At 60.9% G+C, this 15,984-nt stretch carries 17 protein-coding genes; 15 read left to right on the top strand and 2 right to left on the bottom strand.

Annotated elements, in window-relative coordinates; genetic code table 11:
- The first annotated feature begins 178 nt into the window (after positions 1–178).
- From NXS98_RS06690 to NXS98_RS06760, 15 genes are all read left to right on the top strand, one after another.
- Positions 179–1,069, top strand: coding sequence for a DUF4197 family protein (locus NXS98_RS06690; RefSeq protein WP_283847705.1), 891 nt, complete (start codon positions 179–181; stop codon positions 1,067–1,069).
- Positions 1,066–2,079: a stage II sporulation protein M gene (locus tag NXS98_RS06695; RefSeq protein ID WP_283847706.1), complete on the top strand. Its 1,014-nt coding sequence runs from the start codon at positions 1,066–1,068 to the stop codon at positions 2,077–2,079. The genes NXS98_RS06690 and NXS98_RS06695 overlap by 4 nt, the downstream gene beginning before the upstream one ends.
- Entirely contained in the window at positions 2,076–2,885 is an 810-nt protein-coding gene (locus NXS98_RS06700; RefSeq protein ID WP_283847707.1) for an RDD family protein, read from the top strand. The genes NXS98_RS06695 and NXS98_RS06700 overlap by 4 nt, the downstream gene beginning before the upstream one ends.
- Positions 2,882–4,075, top strand: coding sequence for an N-acetylglucosamine-6-phosphate deacetylase (locus NXS98_RS06705; protein WP_283847708.1), 1,194 nt, complete (start codon positions 2,882–2,884; stop codon positions 4,073–4,075). Before NXS98_RS06700 ends, NXS98_RS06705 begins: the two co-directional genes overlap by 4 nt.
- Positions 4,072–4,809, top strand: coding sequence for a cytidylyltransferase domain-containing protein (locus tag NXS98_RS06710; protein WP_283847709.1), 738 nt, complete (start codon positions 4,072–4,074; stop codon positions 4,807–4,809). Before NXS98_RS06705 ends, NXS98_RS06710 begins: the two co-directional genes overlap by 4 nt.
- A 166-nt stretch (positions 4,810–4,975) precedes the next feature.
- Positions 4,976–5,614 carry a pseudaminic acid biosynthesis-associated methylase gene (locus NXS98_RS06715; protein ID WP_283847710.1) on the top strand — a complete coding sequence of 213 codons (639 nt, stop codon included), beginning with the start codon at positions 4,976–4,978 and terminating at the stop codon, positions 5,612–5,614.
- A gap of 18 nt (positions 5,615–5,632) precedes the next feature.
- Positions 5,633–6,784, top strand: a complete 1,152-nt coding sequence (locus NXS98_RS06720) for an N-acetyl sugar amidotransferase (protein WP_283847711.1) — start codon at positions 5,633–5,635, stop codon at positions 6,782–6,784.
- Positions 6,781–7,410 carry an imidazole glycerol phosphate synthase subunit HisH gene (gene hisH, locus NXS98_RS06725; protein WP_283847712.1) on the top strand — a complete coding sequence of 210 codons (630 nt, stop codon included), beginning with the start codon at positions 6,781–6,783 and terminating at the stop codon, positions 7,408–7,410. The genes NXS98_RS06720 and hisH overlap by 4 nt, the downstream gene beginning before the upstream one ends.
- Positions 7,403–8,170 (top strand): imidazole glycerol phosphate synthase subunit HisF, encoded by a 768-nt coding sequence (gene hisF, locus NXS98_RS06730; RefSeq protein ID WP_283847713.1) that lies wholly within the window; start codon positions 7,403–7,405, stop codon positions 8,168–8,170. Before hisH ends, hisF begins: the two co-directional genes overlap by 8 nt.
- A gap of 11 nt (positions 8,171–8,181) precedes the next feature.
- Positions 8,182–9,564, top strand: a complete 1,383-nt coding sequence (locus NXS98_RS06735; RefSeq protein ID WP_283847714.1) for a surface carbohydrate biosynthesis protein — start codon at positions 8,182–8,184, stop codon at positions 9,562–9,564.
- An 11-nt stretch (positions 9,565–9,575) separates the two neighbouring features.
- Positions 9,576–10,214, top strand: a complete 639-nt coding sequence (locus NXS98_RS06740) for a class I SAM-dependent methyltransferase (RefSeq protein WP_283847715.1) — start codon at positions 9,576–9,578, stop codon at positions 10,212–10,214.
- A gap of 7 nt (positions 10,215–10,221) precedes the next feature.
- Positions 10,222–11,319 carry a glycosyltransferase family 4 protein gene (locus NXS98_RS06745; protein WP_283847716.1) on the top strand — a complete coding sequence of 366 codons (1,098 nt, stop codon included), beginning with the start codon at positions 10,222–10,224 and terminating at the stop codon, positions 11,317–11,319.
- A 72-nt stretch (positions 11,320–11,391) separates the two neighbouring features.
- Positions 11,392–12,672, top strand: a complete 1,281-nt coding sequence (gene argA, locus NXS98_RS06750) for an amino-acid N-acetyltransferase (protein WP_283847717.1) — start codon at positions 11,392–11,394, stop codon at positions 12,670–12,672.
- A gap of 155 nt (positions 12,673–12,827) precedes the next feature.
- Positions 12,828–13,115, top strand: a complete 288-nt coding sequence (locus tag NXS98_RS06755; RefSeq protein WP_283847718.1) for an HU family DNA-binding protein — start codon at positions 12,828–12,830, stop codon at positions 13,113–13,115.
- 108 nt (positions 13,116–13,223) lie between these two features.
- The gene (locus NXS98_RS06760) at positions 13,224–14,210 is read left to right on the top strand and encodes a 2-dehydropantoate 2-reductase (protein ID WP_283847719.1); all 987 of its coding nucleotides are present in this window, start codon (positions 13,224–13,226) and stop codon (positions 14,208–14,210) included.
- Positions 14,211–14,213: 3 nt separating this feature from the next.
- Here the strand turns inward: NXS98_RS06760 and NXS98_RS06765 are convergent, their stop codons facing one another.
- Positions 14,214–15,056 carry an SDR family oxidoreductase gene (locus NXS98_RS06765; protein ID WP_283847720.1) on the bottom strand — a complete coding sequence of 281 codons (843 nt, stop codon included), beginning with the start codon at positions 15,054–15,056 and terminating at the stop codon, positions 14,214–14,216.
- Entirely contained in the window at positions 15,053–15,955 is a 903-nt protein-coding gene (locus NXS98_RS06770) for a carbon-nitrogen hydrolase (protein ID WP_283847721.1), read from the bottom strand. The genes NXS98_RS06765 and NXS98_RS06770 overlap by 4 nt, the downstream gene beginning before the upstream one ends.
- Positions 15,956–15,984 lie beyond the last annotated feature (29 nt).

Consider the following 15,984-nt stretch of genomic DNA (forward strand, 5'->3'; position numbering starts at 1 on the left):
TAGAAGTAGCGTATTAGCCCTTGGGGCGCAAGACTTTTTTTCAAAAATTTTTCCTGTCCGTCACCGGTCCGCTGGCCGGGTTTGCATTCCTTCCCAAAGCGTGTTCCCAGCTTCGTTGAAAGAAGGATTGAGCCGGAGGCTAAAACCGGCTAAGCTGGCTGGCGTGATGGCCTTGAATATGTCGCGAAAATCCTTCTTCACCCTGGCCTGGCTCGCTGCCATGGGTCTGCAACTCCCTTGGGCACTGGCCCAAAATCCGCCGGCCGTGCTGGATGTCAAACCCGCCTTCATGCTGGTCACCACCAACGTGGAAATCAAAACCAATATGGTCATTGTGACCAATTTCGTGGTGGTGACCAACATCACCCGCGTCACTAATTACTATAATGCCGCCGGCCAGTTGCTCACCCCAGTAACCCCGCAAGCCCTGCCCGCCCTGCCACCGCCGCCCGCCGCCAAACCTGCCACCCCGGACCTGGCGCAAGTGAGGGCAGCCCAACTGCAGGCCATACGTGATTTGCTGACGCAAGGAATCACCGCAGCTTCCAATGTGTTGTCCAAACCGGGGGCTTTCACCAGCAACGCCGCACATCAAATTGCCATTCCCGCCGGCGTGACGGTATTTGACCGCAAACGCGGCGAAGCCCTGCTGCAAGCCATGAATCTCACCGCCGAGCGAGCAGTGCCAGAGGCGGCAGGTCTGCTCCTCAAATACGCGGGAGCGGTTCAGCACAGCAATCCTGTGGAGGTCATTCGCGGCGAGCCAGATGCGGCCACCCGCCTGTTGCTTAGCAGCCAAGGGGAGGCGCTTTCCCAAGGCTTGGTCGAAATCGTGGAGCGGGCCGGCCGTGAGTCCAAGTTGCAGGAGGCTTACGCCAATGCCATGTTGCGCGGCGGCGGCCTGCTGGGCGCGGTGCTGGGCACGCAACCCCAGGGCAACGTGGAATCCCATGTGGCACAGGGCCTTTTGCGGGCCTTCGCCGAATATCTGGTGCGAGAGGAAAAACTGGTGCGCACCAATGCCGCCGCCCGGTCAACCCCCGCCTTGCGCCAGGCTTTTGCGCCATGATTATTGACCTCCAGCGCTTCTTGGAGGCCGAACAGCCCTGCTGGCGCGAATTGGAGGAACGTCTGCGGCGGCTGGAACACACCGAGGCTGAGGCCATCAGCTTGATGGAGTTGCAACGGCTCCATTACCTCTATGAGCGCACGTCCTCGGACCTGGTGAGATTGCGCACTTACGCGGCGGAGCCGGAAATCCGGCAATACTTGGAGAGCCTGGTGGCACGGGCTTACGCGGAAATCCACGAAACCCGCAGCCGCAGTCGCGTATGGCATCCCTGGCGTTGGCTCACGCAAACGTTCCCGCTGACTTTTCGCCAGCATTGGAACGCATTTCGGCTGGCTCTGCTCATTACCCTGGCGGGAGTGCTCCTGGGCGGGCTGGCGACGGTGTTGGACCCGCAATCGCGCTTTGTCACCATGCCCTTTGGCCATGACCAATGGCGTCCAAGCGAACGGGTGGCGCGCGAGGAATCGGGAGAGTTGCAGAACATTGCCGGCAGTCACATGACGTTTTCCTCCTATTTAATCGCCAATAACACCAAGGTCGCTCTGTTCACCCTGGCCCTGGGCATGACCTACGGGCTGGGAACCGTGGTCTTGCTCTTTTATAATGGCGTGGCCCTGGGCGCCATCACGGTGGATTACCTCCAGGATGGCCAGGCGGCTTTTCTTTTGGGTTGGCTGCTGCCCCACGGCTCCGTGGAAATTCCGGCCATACTCATAGCCGGCCAGGCCGGCCTGGTGCTGGCGGGCGCCTTGATTGGACGCGGCCGCCGTGAGCCGCTGGCCCGGCGCGTACGGGCTGCCGGACCGCAAGTGCTTACCCTGGCCGGCGGCGTCATTCTGCTGTTGATTTGGGCTGGCTTGGTGGAGTCCTTCCTCAGCCAATACCATCAGCCATATATGCCTTATGCGCTGAAAATTGCTTTTGGCATGGTGCAATTGGCCCTGTTAATGGTCTTTCTGGCCCGCAGCGGACGAAAGCCGGCCAAGGAGGCAAACCCTGCCACATGAACGGGTCCATGGCCATTCAACAGCTCTGGATTAAAACACCGGAAGGTGTCGCCTTTAGTTTGCCGCTGGCCAGTCCCCTGCCCCGCATGGTGGCCTGGATGCTGGATGGCCTGGTGATTTTGGCGGCCACTGCCGCCCTCCTCAAAATCATCGCCATCCTGGGATTGTTTTCGCCAGACTTCGGGCAGGCGCTGCGCATTCTGAGCTGGTTGGTCGTATCCACTGGCTACGGCATGGTTTTGGAATGGTTTTGGCGCGGACAAACCCTGGGCAAAAAAATCCTGCGCCTGCGGGTCGTGGATGCCCAGGGATTGCGTCTGCAATTTTACCAGGTCTTCCTGCGCAACGTCTTGCGGGCGGTGGACTCCCTGCCGTTGTTCTATCTGTTGGGCGGGCTGGTGTGTCTTTTATCCCCCCGCTATCAGCGCTTGGGGGACATGGCCGCAGGCACGGTGGTCATTCGCACTCCCAAGTTTTCGCAACCGGACCTGGAGCAAATCCGCACCGGCAAGTTTAATTCCCTGCGGCGTTATCCCCATTTGCTGGCCCGCTTACGCCAGAAAACCACCCCCAGCGAGGCCGCCCTGGCCTTGCAGGCTGTGTTGCGGCGGGAGGAATTTACGCCAGAACAAAGGGTGGAACTGTTTCGCGAATTGGCAGCGCATTTTGCCCAGAAGGTCTCCTTCCCAGCGGAGGTCTGGGAAGGTTTGAGCGACGAGCAATTCATTCGCAACGTGGTGGAGGCGCTGTATCGGGCGGAAGTGAAAACCACGCCGGCGGCGGCCGCCACCCCCCAAAAGGCATGAAAAACCCCCGGCTTTTCCCAACCCGCGGCAGTGTGGTGGCACGGCACTACCGCCGGGGCGTGTGCTGGCGGCTTTCGTGGGAAAACGGCCTGATTACTGAAAGCGAATGCGTCAAAAAGGGGGGACATCCCGAACTTTACCTTGCGCCAGCCTTGTTTGACCCGCAGGTCAACGGTTACGCAGGCATAGACTTCCAGCAGGACGGGTTAAGTGTTGAGGCGCTGTTGGAAGCTGCCCGCCGTCTGCGACGGGACGGTTGTGCCCGTTTTCTGTTGACGTTGATTACGGATGCCTGGCCCGCCCTGGTCCGGCGTCTGCGGCATTGCGTGGCGCTGCGGCGCAGCCAGCCCGAGCTGCAGGCAGCCATTGCCGGCTGGCATATCGAAGGCCCTTTTCTCTCAGATAAGCCCGGCTTTTGCGGGGCGCATCATCCCGCGTTGATGCTGGACCCCTCGCCGGAGATGCTGGCCGAGCTGCGCCGCCTGACTGAGCCTGACCCCCTGGTGGTGACGCTGGCCCCGGAACGCGCCGGAAGTTTGACCGCCATTCGCAAAGCCGCAGGAATGGGCATCCGCGTCAGTCTGGGGCATACCGATGCCAGTGCGCGCCTGCTCGACGCCGCGCTGGCCGCAGGCGCGGTGGGATTTACCCATTTGGCCAACGGCTGCCCCCGGCAACTGGACCGGCACGACAACATTCTTTGGCGGGCGCTTTCCAGCTCCCTGGCGCGTCCCGCCCCGCCAGGGGTGGAGCGTTACGTGGGTTTGATTGCGGATGGCGTGCATGTCAGCCCGGCGCTGTTCCGCCTGTTGCACCAATGGCTGCCGCCCGGGCGGATTTATTACACCACCGACGCCATGGCTGCGGCGGCCGCTCCGCCGGGCAAATACACATTAGGCCAATTGCAGGTGGAGGTGGGGGAGGACCTGGTAGTGCGCCTGCCCGGCACTCCTTATTTTGCTGGCTCGGCCCTGCGGCCCATTCTGGCCGTGCAGCGAGCCGCACACATGCTGCAAGCGCCCTGGGCCGAAGCCTGGTTGCGTGCCTCGCGGGTCCCTGCGGCATTCGCCGGCTTGAAAGCGGATTTAATCCCCGGACAACCGGCGAATTTCTGCCTGGTGCGATTGACCCACGAAGGCATTCCGCAAATCGAGCAAACATATTTCCACGGCAAACCTTGTTCCCCATGAAAGTGGTGGCCATCATTCAAGCACGCATGGGCAGCACCCGGCTGCCCGGAAAAGTCCTGCGGACGTTATGTGGCCAACCGGTGCTGCGCCATGTCTGCAACCGGGTACGTCTTGCCCGGCGGCTGGAGAGTCTGTGGGTGGCCACCTCCACCCGCGCCGCAGATGATGCCATCGCCCAGGCCTGTGCAGCATGGAATGTCCCTTGTTACCGCGGCAGCGAAGACGACGTGCTTGCGCGCTTTCATGGCGCGGCCGCCGCAGCGGGGGCGGAGGTGGTCGTGCGCATCACCGCCGATTGTCCGTTGTTTGATGGCTGGCTGTTGGACGATATGCTAAGAGTCTTCCTGGAGGCCAATACCCCGGAAATACGGGTGGATTATCTGAGCAACGTCCTGGAGCGCCGCTACCCACGGGGTTTGGATGCCGAGATTTTCACTTTTGCGGCGCTTGACCAGGCCCACCGTGAGGCTCACCTGCCCCGGGAGCGGGAGCATGTGACGCCCTATCTCTACCAGCACCCTGAAAAATTCCGGCTCCATTCTTACCGCGCCCCCGAAGACTGGTCACAGTATCGCTGGACGCTGGACACCCCCGAAGACTGGGCATTGATTGAAGCGATTTATCAGGCCTTATATCGGACGGAACAACCCTTTACTACCCGCCAGGTTCTGGAATGGCTTCAAGCCCGCCCTGACCTGGCACAGCTTAACGCGTCCGTCCGGCAGAAAGAGTGAGGCCTTTTCAGTTTCGCCGAACCCACTTCGCCGCAAGTCAGGCCCCGCCCTCTAAAAATTTCATGGCGCCATGAAGCGGGCTTTGGTTTAGTACTGCGCCAGAGGGCGGCAATTTGCCAGCACGGTGTGGCAATCATGAAGCCGCCAGGCGAGAGACAACATCATCATGTCCGGGTATCAAACACCCCAGGAAGCCTTTTGGGCGGGCGCCTTTGGCAGCGATTATACACAACGCAACCAGGGCGAACGGCTGGTGGCCAGCAACGCCAGCCTGTTTCAGCGGTTGCTGGCCAAAGCCAGCCCACCGGCGAGCATATTGGAACTGGGCGCCAACATCGGGTTGAATCTGGTGGCCTTGCGGCAACTTCTGCCCGAGGCGCATCTGGCTGCCGTGGAAATCAATCCCGAGGCGGTCTCCCACCTGCGGCGCCTGCCCGAGGTGGAGGTATTCCACGAGTCCCTCCTGGAGTTTCAACCCCCGCGAGCCTATGATTTGGTCTTCACCAAAGGCGTCCTGATTCATATTGCTCCCGAGCAACTGCCCAAGGTGTATGATTTGATGTACCGGGCCAGCCGCCGTTATGTGGCGCTGGCAGAATACTACAATCCGACCCCGGTGAGCGTGCCCTATCGCGGTCACCTGGATCGCCTGTTCAAGCGGGATTTTGCCGGGGAATTGCTGGACCGGTTTCCTGACTTGCGCCTGGTGGATTATGGATTTGTTTATCGCCGGGACCCGGCGCATCCACAGGATGATTTAACCTGGTTCCTGCTGGAGAAAACCGCGGGGAACACCGCGATTTAATAATGGTTCAGAGAGTTTATGTTGAGGTACTGCAAACGTTGTGTCATGCCGGACACCAAGCCGGACTTGTTTCTGGATGAAGAAGGCGTCTGCAACGCCTGCCGCAGCTTCGAGCGTCGCAAGGCCATTGACTGGGACGCCCGGAAAAAAGAGCTCCTGCAAATCCTGGACCGCTATCGCTCGAAAGACGGGCGGAACTGGGATTGCCTCATCCCCGTCAGTGGCGGCAAGGACAGCACCTTCCAGGTGGTGCGCATGAAGCAGCTTGGTCTGAACCCGCTCTGCGTCACCGCCACCACCTGCGACCTCTCGGACATCGGCCGTAAAAACATCCAGAACCTGAAAAACCAGGGGGTGGACTATGTGGAGTTCTCCCCCAATCCAGTCGTGCGGCGCAAACTCAACCGCATCGGTTTGATGCAGGTGGGCGATATTTCGTGGCCGGAGCATGTGGGCATTTTCACCATCCCGGTGCGGGTGGCCGTCCAGATGAACGTGCCCCTCATCATCTGGGGGGAAAACTCCCAAAACGAATACGGCGGGCCAGCCTCTGCAGCCGAAAACAACACGCTGGACCGCCGCTGGCTGGAGGAATTTGGCGGACTGCTGGGGCTGCGCGTATCGGATTTAATCGGATTGGAAGGTTTGCAAGCCCGCGACCTGATTCCCTACACCTATCCCTCGGATGAAGACCTGAAGCGCGTGGGTGTCACTGGTTTGTTCCTGGGCTATTACCTGCCCTGGGACGGTTATTCCAATGCCCTTCTCTCGCAGGCCCATGGCTTCACCACCTACCACACGACTGTGGAAGGCAGCCTGGTGAATTACGAGAACCTGGACAACCACCAGACGGGCATCCACGATTATTTCAAGTTCCTGAAGTTTGGTTTTGGCCGGGCCACGGATCTGGCCTGTCTGCACGTGCGCCGCGGGCGCATCTCCCGCCAGGATGCCATCGAACTGGTGCGGATGCACGACGGCAAGTTCCCCTGGAGCTACCTCGGCAAGCCGCTGGAAAAAATCCTCGAACCGCTGGACCTGACGGTGGAGGAGTTCATCAAGATTTGCGACCGTTTCACCAACAAAAAACTCTTCCTCAAGGACGCCCATGGGAATCTAATCAAGGATAAACACGGCAACCTGACCAAGATTAATTACGACAACCCTTGAAGGCGCTGGTCATCAATGTCGGCATGGGCAACCTCGGCAGCGTCCGCCGGGCCTTGGAGGAATGCGGCGCCGAGGTCCGGCTCTCCACCCGCCCAGAAGAGCTGGACTGGGCCGACCGCATCATCCTGCCGGGCGTGGGCGCTTTTGCCACCGGCATGGGCCGTTTGCAGGAAGGCGGCTGGGTGGCGCCCCTGCGCCAGGCGCTGGCCAATCCGCGTGTGCGCCTGCTCGGTATTTGCCTGGGCATGCAACTGCTGGCCGACAGCGGAGAGGAGGGCGGCCTGACTTCAGGTCTGGGATTTATTCCCGGCCACGTCACCCGCTTAAAAGTCCAACCGCCACGCGAACGGCTGCCGCATGTCGGCTGGAATGCAGTCCACCCCGCTCGCCCGCATTGGTTATGGGAAGGCATTCCCCACGGCACGGACTTTTATTTCGTGCATAGTTACCATCTGGCTGCTGCCCAGGACGAGACGCGGCTGGCCACCACACCTTATGCGGGCGGGTTTGTTTCCGCTGTGGGCACACCCAACATCTTGGGGGTTCAGTTTCATCCAGAAAAAAGCGGCCGGCCGGGCTTTCAGTTATTAAGGAATTTTTTGGCCTTCCCCTCCGAAAATGCTTAAAGCGCGTGTCATCCCCACCCTGCTGTGGAAAGGCGCCGGCCTGGTGAAAGGCGTGGCCTTCGACAGTTGGCGGCGCGTGGGCACGGTCTTGCCCGCCATCAAGGTGTATAACACCCGCGAAGTGGATGAACTGGTGCTCCTGGACATCACCGCCACCCGCGAACAGCGCGAACCGGATTATGAGTCGGTGGCCGAATACTCGGCGGAATGTTTCGTCCCGTTGACCGTGGGCGGCGGCGTGCGTGCCTTGGAACACATGCAGAAATTACTGGAAGCCGGGGCCGACAAAGTCGCCATCAATTCGGCCGCTTATGACCACCCGGAACTGGTGCAACAGGGATCACGGCAATTCGGCTCACAATGCATTGTCGTTTCGGTGGATGTGCGCCGCCATCCAGATGGTCGCTATGAATGTTTCCGGCATTGCGGTCAGACGCCCACCGGCCAGGAACCGGCGGTCTGGGCGAAACATCTGGAGGCGCTGGGCGCCGGTGAGATTCTGCTCACGCGAGTGGAACGCGATGGAAGCTTTGAAGGGTATGATTTGGAACTGGTCGAGCTGGTGGCCCGTGCCGTGAACATCCCCGTCATCGCCAGCGGCGGGGCCGGTACTTACGCGCACATGCTCGCCGCCCTGCAAAGAGGAGCTGCGGCAGTGGCCGCGGCCAGCATGTTTCATTTCACCGAACAAACGCCCAAGGAAGCCAAGGCCTTTTTGGCCAGCCACGGCATCCCGGTGCGGCAGACCACACCCCTATAGCCCCTTGGCTTATGCCTTCCGCGCCCGCTCAACCGTGCGTCGTCTTGCTGGTGGACAGCAAGGTCAGAGATTTACCCGTGGCCGCCCTGCTGGCCCATCACCTGGAAAAACACGGCCTCAACGCGCGGCTGGAGCCGTTGGAGGCCTACCAGGGAGTCCTGGCCGCCCACCGGCCGCGCATGATTGTGTTCAATCACCTTACCGCCAGCCATCTGGCCGCTTATTCCCGGCGGCTCCATGCCCTGGGCGTTCTCACCGCGGTCCTGCCAAATGAGGGCATCTTTTACAACCACGATGATTTGGTGTTCAACTCTGGCAGGTATCATGCCCAGGCGCACATTGACTGTTTCTTTTGCTGGAACCATGTGCATGCCCAAGCGCTGCGCGAGCATGGCGGTCAGGCGCAGACCCGCATTGAGGTCATTGGCGTGCCGCGCTTCGATTTTTATTTCGAGCCCTGGTCGCGTCTCTACGCCCCACTGCCCCGCCCTCCCGGCCAGCGTCCTGTGATTCTCCTATGCACCAATTTTGCCACCGCTCATTATTGGGAGCTTCCCCGCAGTGAAGGCGACAAATTCTTTGCCGCCTGGAAAGACCGCATCCCGTTGTACCGCAACTATTGGCAGGCCATTGAGGCCCATTTCAAGGGCCGCCAAAAGGTGCTGGCTTTCCTTCAAGCCCTCCTGGAAAGGGATGCTTACGAAATCGTGCTTCGTCCGCATCCGCGGGAGGATGCCTCCTTTTACCTTCGCTGGCTGGGCACCTTGCCGGAGCACTGGCAGCGCCAGGTGCGCGTGGACGCCTTGAGCAACATCACTTCGCTAATCCTGGGGTGCGACGTGGAAATTTCCTGCGAGACCTGCACCACCGCCTTGGAAAGTTGGATTGCCGGCAAACCCACCATTGAATTGCTGCTGGAACAAAACCCGCTTTGGTATTGCGCGGAACCCTCCGCTTGCAATGTCCATTGTTCCCACCCCGCCGATCTGCCAGCGCTGGTCAACGCGGCGCTGCAACAGGGGGTGCCAGAGGAACTGAAAGCCAAACGACGCGCCCACCTCGCCAAATGGTGTCATTCCCCGAATGGACATTCGGCGGAAACGCTGGCCCGGTTGATAGCGGAAACGCTGGCCCGTGCCTCTGAACCAGACTGGACACAACTGGACTGGACAGACCGCCGCCGCGCCTGGAAATGGAAGCTTACCCACGCCCTGGATCAACCCTACCATTACGACCCTTCCCTGGTCGTCAAACATTGGCTGTGGCCCGGGCGCTACCGCGTCAAATACTTCAGCCAGTGCAAAGGCATCCGCCCTTCCGAGGCTCAACAAATGCGCCAAAAAATTGCGGCGTGTTTGAACGGGCAAATCGAAGCGCCTGCACCATCCCCTTGAATAAAGACCCTATGCACATTCCCGACCCACGCGAACGAGAGGTTGCCCGGCGCTACTTTGCCCCCTTCCTTAAACACTTCCAGGGCCGGAAGTCGGTCGTGGACATCGCCTCCGGCCAGGGCCATTTCCTTGAACTTCTTAAGGAAGCGGGCATCCCCGGCACTGGCGTAGAGCTGGATGTCGAACTGGCGCAAGCTTGCCGTCAACGCGGTCTCCAGGTTGTGCAAGGCAACTTTTTTGAATACCTGAAAACTGTGTCCCCCGGCACTTATGATGCCGCGCACGTTTCCCACATCATTGAACATTTCACACCAGTTCAGGTGGAAGAACTCTTTGCGCTGCTGCACCGCGTGTTGCCGCCCGGCGCGCCCATGGTCATCCTGACCCCCAACATTGCCAATATCCGCCGGGCCGTCGGAGATTTCTGGCGCGACCCCACGCACGTGCGGCCCTATCCCATCTCCGCCGTCTCCAAATTACTGCGCCGCACCGGCTGGGAAGTCGTGGAATCAGGCGAACATACGGACCGCAAACCCTCGCTGGTGCGCCGTCTCAGTTACGCCTTGCGCAACGCGCTTTTTGGCCGCTATTGGGTGGGGGACGATGTTTATGTAATTGCCCGGCGCGCAGAAAACACTCCCCCAGCCTGAAAAAGTCATGGCCAGCCACGTCATCTTTCTGCAAAGGCGCACGCACCGCGCCGGCGCGCAAACCTGCCTGGCCCGCCTGCTCCGCCATCCTTCGATGCAAAAATGGCGCCCCGTCCTGGTTTGCGAAGACGAAGGCTGGCTCGCCCAAACCTGCCGTGCAGCGGGCGTGCCCGTCATTGTGAATCCCTTTCCAGGGGCGCGCACCCTGGCCGGACGCCTCTGGCGGAATGAAGCCTTTGCCGGACAGGTCGCCAGCCAGTTGCGGCGGCTGGGCTTCCACCCCCAACTGGTCCATGCCAATGATCACTGGGATGCCCTGCTGGCATTAACCCTGGCCCGCCGCCTCCATACGCCGGCCGCAGTGTTTCTCCGCTCCCCAGGGATGCGGGCCGAGGACTATGATAAATACGGCTGCCGTGAGTTTGATTTGGTCATTGCGGTGGGGGATGAGTTGCAACAGCGTGTGCAACACTGGGACATGGGCCGTGGCGTCCTGCTCATCCATGATGGCCTGGAAGCCGCGGAGCAGTGCCCGCCCAAACCTCGCCCGGCGCAATTTCCCCCAAAAGTCCTGGTGCTCGGCAGTCCCTTGGACTGGAAAGGCTGGGCGGACCTTACCGAAGCTCTTTGGTTGCTGCAACAAGCCGGCCACCTCCCGGCCCTCCAATGGGATTTTACTGGCGACCGCCCGGACCCAGCCCGCAATAACCTGCGGCTGGAGCGATTAAGCGGCGGCCAGTTTCGCTTTCTGGGACGGGTGGAGCAATTCCGCGATCTGGTCCGCCAATACGATCTGGCCGTCCAAACCAGTTGGCATGAAAGCTTCGGCATGGCCGCCCTGGAAACTTTATTTGCCGGCGTGCCGCTGCTCAGCACTCGCGTCGGCGTCATTGAGCAAGTCCTCGAATCCCCGGCCTTTCTGGTACCCCCCCGCCAGCCCCAGCTCCTGGCGCAAGCCCTGCGGCGGCTGATGTCCGAATGGGGTACTCTGGATGCAGGCGTTGAAAAGGCTCAGCAACTCATTCGCGCGCGCTTCCTCATTGACCAGACGGTGGACAAACTCCAGCGGGCTTACGAGGAAACCTTGGGACTCCTGCCTGCCTAGCGCCGCGGCCCCTTTTCCCCGGCGCCCTATTTTTTTCGTGGCTCTTCGTTCAAGTGCGCTATACTGCATTCCGTGAAACCGACGGACCTACGGGGCATTCTACAGTACATCCCGCAGTTTCGGGAAAAGACCTTCGTCCTGGCGGTGGATGGCGCCATCGTGACGGACGAAAATTTTGCCAACCTGCTGCTGGATGTGGCGGTCTTGCGCTCGCTGAACATCCGCGTGGTGCTGGTCCATGGCGCGGCGGCGCAAATCCGCGAGCTGGCGGCCGAGCAGGGCATCACCCCCAGTGACCTGGAAGGCTCAGGCATCACGGATGGCGCCACCTTGCGCCTGGCTCTCACCGCTGCCAACCGGTTGACCCACGAAATTTTGGAAGGCCTCGCCACACACGATTTGCGGGCCGCCTGTCCCAACGCCCTGGTGGCCCATCCACTGGGCATTTTGCAGGGCGTGGATCATCAATTCACCGGCAAGATTGAGCGGGTGGATGTGGACCTGCTGCAAACCTTGCTGGCGCAGGGCATCATTCCCGTGCTGCCGCCGCTGGGCTTCGATGGTGACGGTCACACCTTCCGGGTCAACAGCGACCAAGTGGCCTCGGAGGTGGCCACCGCGCTCAAGGCGGTCAAGCTGGTCTTTCTGACCACCACCGACGGCTTGATGATGCGCGGCCAGCTCATAAGGCAAATGCCCGTGGCGGATCTGGAAAGCATCCTCGCCTTACGCAAACAGGACGTGGCGCCCGAATGCCTCTCAAAGGCGCTCTTCGCCGCTCAGGCCTGCCGGCAGGGCATCCCCCGCGTGCACATCATCAACGGCCGGGTGGATGAGGGATTGCTGGCCGAGGTCTTTTCCAACGAAGGCATTGGCACCCTCATTTACGCCAATGAATATCAGCAAATCCGGCGGGCCATGAAGAAGGACGTGCGCGCCATCCTGCTGTTGACCCGCAAATCGGTGGAGCTGGAAGAGCTGGTGAAACGCACCCGGCCCATGATTGAGAAACAACTGGGCGACTATTACCTGTTCGAGATTGACGGCAACCCGGTGGCCTGTGTGGCGCTCCATGTTTATGAGGAGCAGAAAAAAGGGGAACTGGCCTGCCTGTGTGTCAGCCCCTCCCATGAAAACCAGGGCATTGGCCGCAAACTCATTCAGTTTGTGGAAAACCGCGCGCGCGAGCTGGGGCTGGAGGAACTCATCGCCCTCTCCACGCAGGCCTTTGCTTATTTCCAGTCCAAGGCCGGATTCCAGGAGGGCACGCCCGACGATTTGCCGCCGGCTCGGCGCGAAAAATATGAGCAAAGCGGACGGCGCTCAAAAATCCTGCGCAAGAAGTTGCGTTGATCCCGGCATTGACACCGGAGGGAAGCAGGCTTTATGCGGCAAAACCTTGAAAAAACCGCGATTTTTCCCTTGCGTCCCCCGCCTAAAAGCGTTTAATAGCGCCGAGTCAAGACGACAGAGACACAACAACCAAACACAATTAAACTCGCATCACTATGGCTAAAGCACTTACCAAGTCGGCGTTGGCGGCGGCACTCGCTGAAAAGGCGGGCATCACCAAAAAGCAAGCGAACATCGTTTTGGTGGAGCTGGCTCAACTGGCGTACAAAAACGCCAAGAACACCTTCACCCTGCCGGGCATTGGCAAGTTGGTGCTGGTCAATCGCAAGGCGCGGCAGGGCCGCAATCCGGCCACCGGTGAGGTCATCCAGATTCCGGCCAAGAAAGTGGTGAAGTTCCGCGTGGCCAAGGCGTGCAAGGACGCGGTGCTGGGCAAGAAATAGTTTTCCCGCCCTTTTACCGGCGCTCTGTGTTGGCACAGGGCGCCTTTTTCGTTTGGCCCGCGCCGGTTTCAAGCGCAGCAGGGCGCGGTTTGTCACGCTGATTTGGTCATGAAAGCCGCTGTTGTCGGTTGTGGTGCGGTCGGCAGCTTCTACGGAGGGCTGCTGCATCGCACGGGGGTGGAGACGCATTTTCTCCTGCGCAGCGATTTTGCCGTAGTGGCCGCCCAGGGCGTGCACATCCAAAGCGTCCAGGGCGACTGGAGTTTCCACCCGCACGCCGCCCGGCGTCCCGAAGAAATCGGCCCCTGCGATTTGGTGGTCATTGCGCTCAAAGCCACCGCCAACCGTGAAGCCTATCCGGCGTTGCTCCCTCCCCTGCTGGGGCCGGATACGTTGCTGCTCACCCTGCAAAACGGCCTGGGCAATGTGGAAGCCCTGGCCGCGCTGGCCGGCCCGGAAAAAGTGCTGGGCGGACTCTGCTTTGTCTGCCTCAACCGCATCGCCCCCGGCATCATTCGCCATCTGGCTCACGGCCGCGTGATGCTGGGTGAGTTTCAGCGCCCCGCCCTGCCCCGCACGCATGCGCTGGCCGCGCACTTTCGTCAGGGCGGCGTCCCCTGCGAAGTCATTGATGATTTGAATCTAGCCTTGTGGAAAAAACTGGTCTGGAACATTCCCTTTAATGGCCTGGGTGTGGCCGCCGCGGCCGGTTATGAGGCGGTCATTCATGGCCATTGGGATTCCTCCCGTCCCTTGGGTTCCTGCCTGCCCACGCGGCCACTCCTGGAGGACCCGCGCTGGCTGGCGCTGGTGAGGGAATTGATGCTCGAAGTTATTCACGCCGCCCGCAAACAGGGGCTCGACATTCCTGAAAGCTGGGCCGACGAAAACATCGAGCGCACCCGAGTGATGGGCGATTATTATGCCAGCACCCTGCTGGATTTTGCCCAGGGGCGCCCGCTCGAATTGGAGGCTCTTTTTCTGGAGCCTTATCGCCGCGCCTGTGCTGCCCGTGCCGAGTGCCCGCGGCTGGGCGCGCTCTGCCGGCTGTTGCAACAGTTGGAGGCCGCGCGGCAGCCGCCGGCCACCTTTTGAAAATCAGCCCGCCGGCGGATGGGCGGCCAACCACGTTGAGAATGCTGGCAAGGCAAAAGGCAGCAGCGCTTGCAGCCGCTCACAGGTAAGCGACAAATCCGGTGGCCGCGGCGGACCCACCCATTCCTGCAGGGTGGCGGGTTGAATTAAGGACAAGGCCCCCGGCACGCGCTGCGCCAGCAACTGGCCAATCTCCCATCGCGATAATCGCTCAGCGCCTGCCAGATGATAAATCCCTTGTGCCCCGGGTTCAGCCGCCAGCACCCACAAGGCTTGGGCCGCCACCGGCGCCGGAATGGGACAACGGTATTCATCCGTGAACAACCGCAGAGTTTCCCCCCGCCGCCAGCGTTGTTCCCATTCCTCATTAAACGCGCGTTGGCCGCCACGCGAATGCCCATAAGTCAGGGCCAGCCGCACCACCACATTTTGCGGGCGAGCCAGCACATGGCGCTCGGCCTCGGCCTTGGTCTGCCCATACACATTGATGGGGCACACTGGGGCATTCTCGGCATAGGGTCCACTGCGCCCGTCGAAGACCTGCTCACTGGAAATAAATATCAGCCGCCCCTCTCCCATCAGGTCTGCCAGGAGCGCTGTGACCCCCACATTCACCGCCCAGGCACGGTCCGGGTCACCCTCACAGTCCCGCGGACGACTTAGGGCCGCTGCATGAATGACCAGGTCCGGACGTTCGCGCTTGAAAGCCTCCCGCAACGCCCGGTAATCGGTCAGCTCCAATTCCTCATGCGTCCACCCGCGCACCTCCCAATCGGGCGCGGGCGGCCCAAACGCCATGAGGGCCTGGCCCAATAACCCTCCGGCTCCGGTAACCCATACTTTCATGCTCCTTCCCCAAAACGCTGCGTGATGGGGCCGTAACTATCAATGCGGCGATCCCGCAAAAATGGCCAGGCCGTGCGGATTTCATCCAGCCGCGCCAAATCCACTGTGACCAACAAGTTTTCAGGCTTGTCCACCGCGGCCCGCGCCAACACCGCGCCGTCGGGTCCGGCCACAAAACTTTGCCCCCAAAACTCCAGCCCGTCACCGCCCGCGGGCCGCTCATGGCCCACACGATTCACGGCCGCCACATAGCAACCGTTGGCAATGGCATGGGCGCGTTGAATGGTTTCCCACGCCTCATGCTGCTGCCGGCCCACCGCCGCTTTCTCGGCCGGGTGCCAGCCAATGGCGGTGGGATAAAATAGAATTTCCGCGCCTTGCAGCGCCGTAAGCCGGGCGGCTTCGGGATACCATTGATCCCAGCAAATCAGCACTCCAATTTTGCCATACCTGGTTTTCCATGCGCGATACCCCAAATCCCCCGGCGTGAAGTAGTACTTCTCATAATACAACGGGTCATCAGGAATATGCATTTTGCGGTAGCACCCCAAACAGGCGCCGTCAGCATCCACCACCACGGCCGTGTTGTGGTACAGCCCCGGAGCGCGCCGCTCAAACAAGGATGCCACCACCACCACTCGCAGTTGCCGCGCCAGCCGTTGCCAGACCTCGGTGCTGGGGCCGGGAATAGGCTCGGCCAGCGCAAAATGACGCGCGTCCTCGCTCTGGCAGAAATATTGTGAGCGATACAATTCTTGCGTGCAAATGATTTGGGCCCCGGAGCGCGCCGCCCGCCGCGCTGCAGCCAGAGTCGTCTCGGTGTTTTCGCGGGGGTCAGGCGAGCAGGCCGTTTGAATGAGCCCCAGCGTGACGGTGTGGGCAGGGGATGTTTTTTTCATGCGCCGTGAAAACCAAACGCCCCGGTCTG

It is taken from the genome of Fontisphaera persica (assembly GCF_024832785.1).
GTDB lineage: Bacteria > Verrucomicrobiota > Verrucomicrobiia > Limisphaerales > Fontisphaeraceae > Fontisphaera > Fontisphaera persica.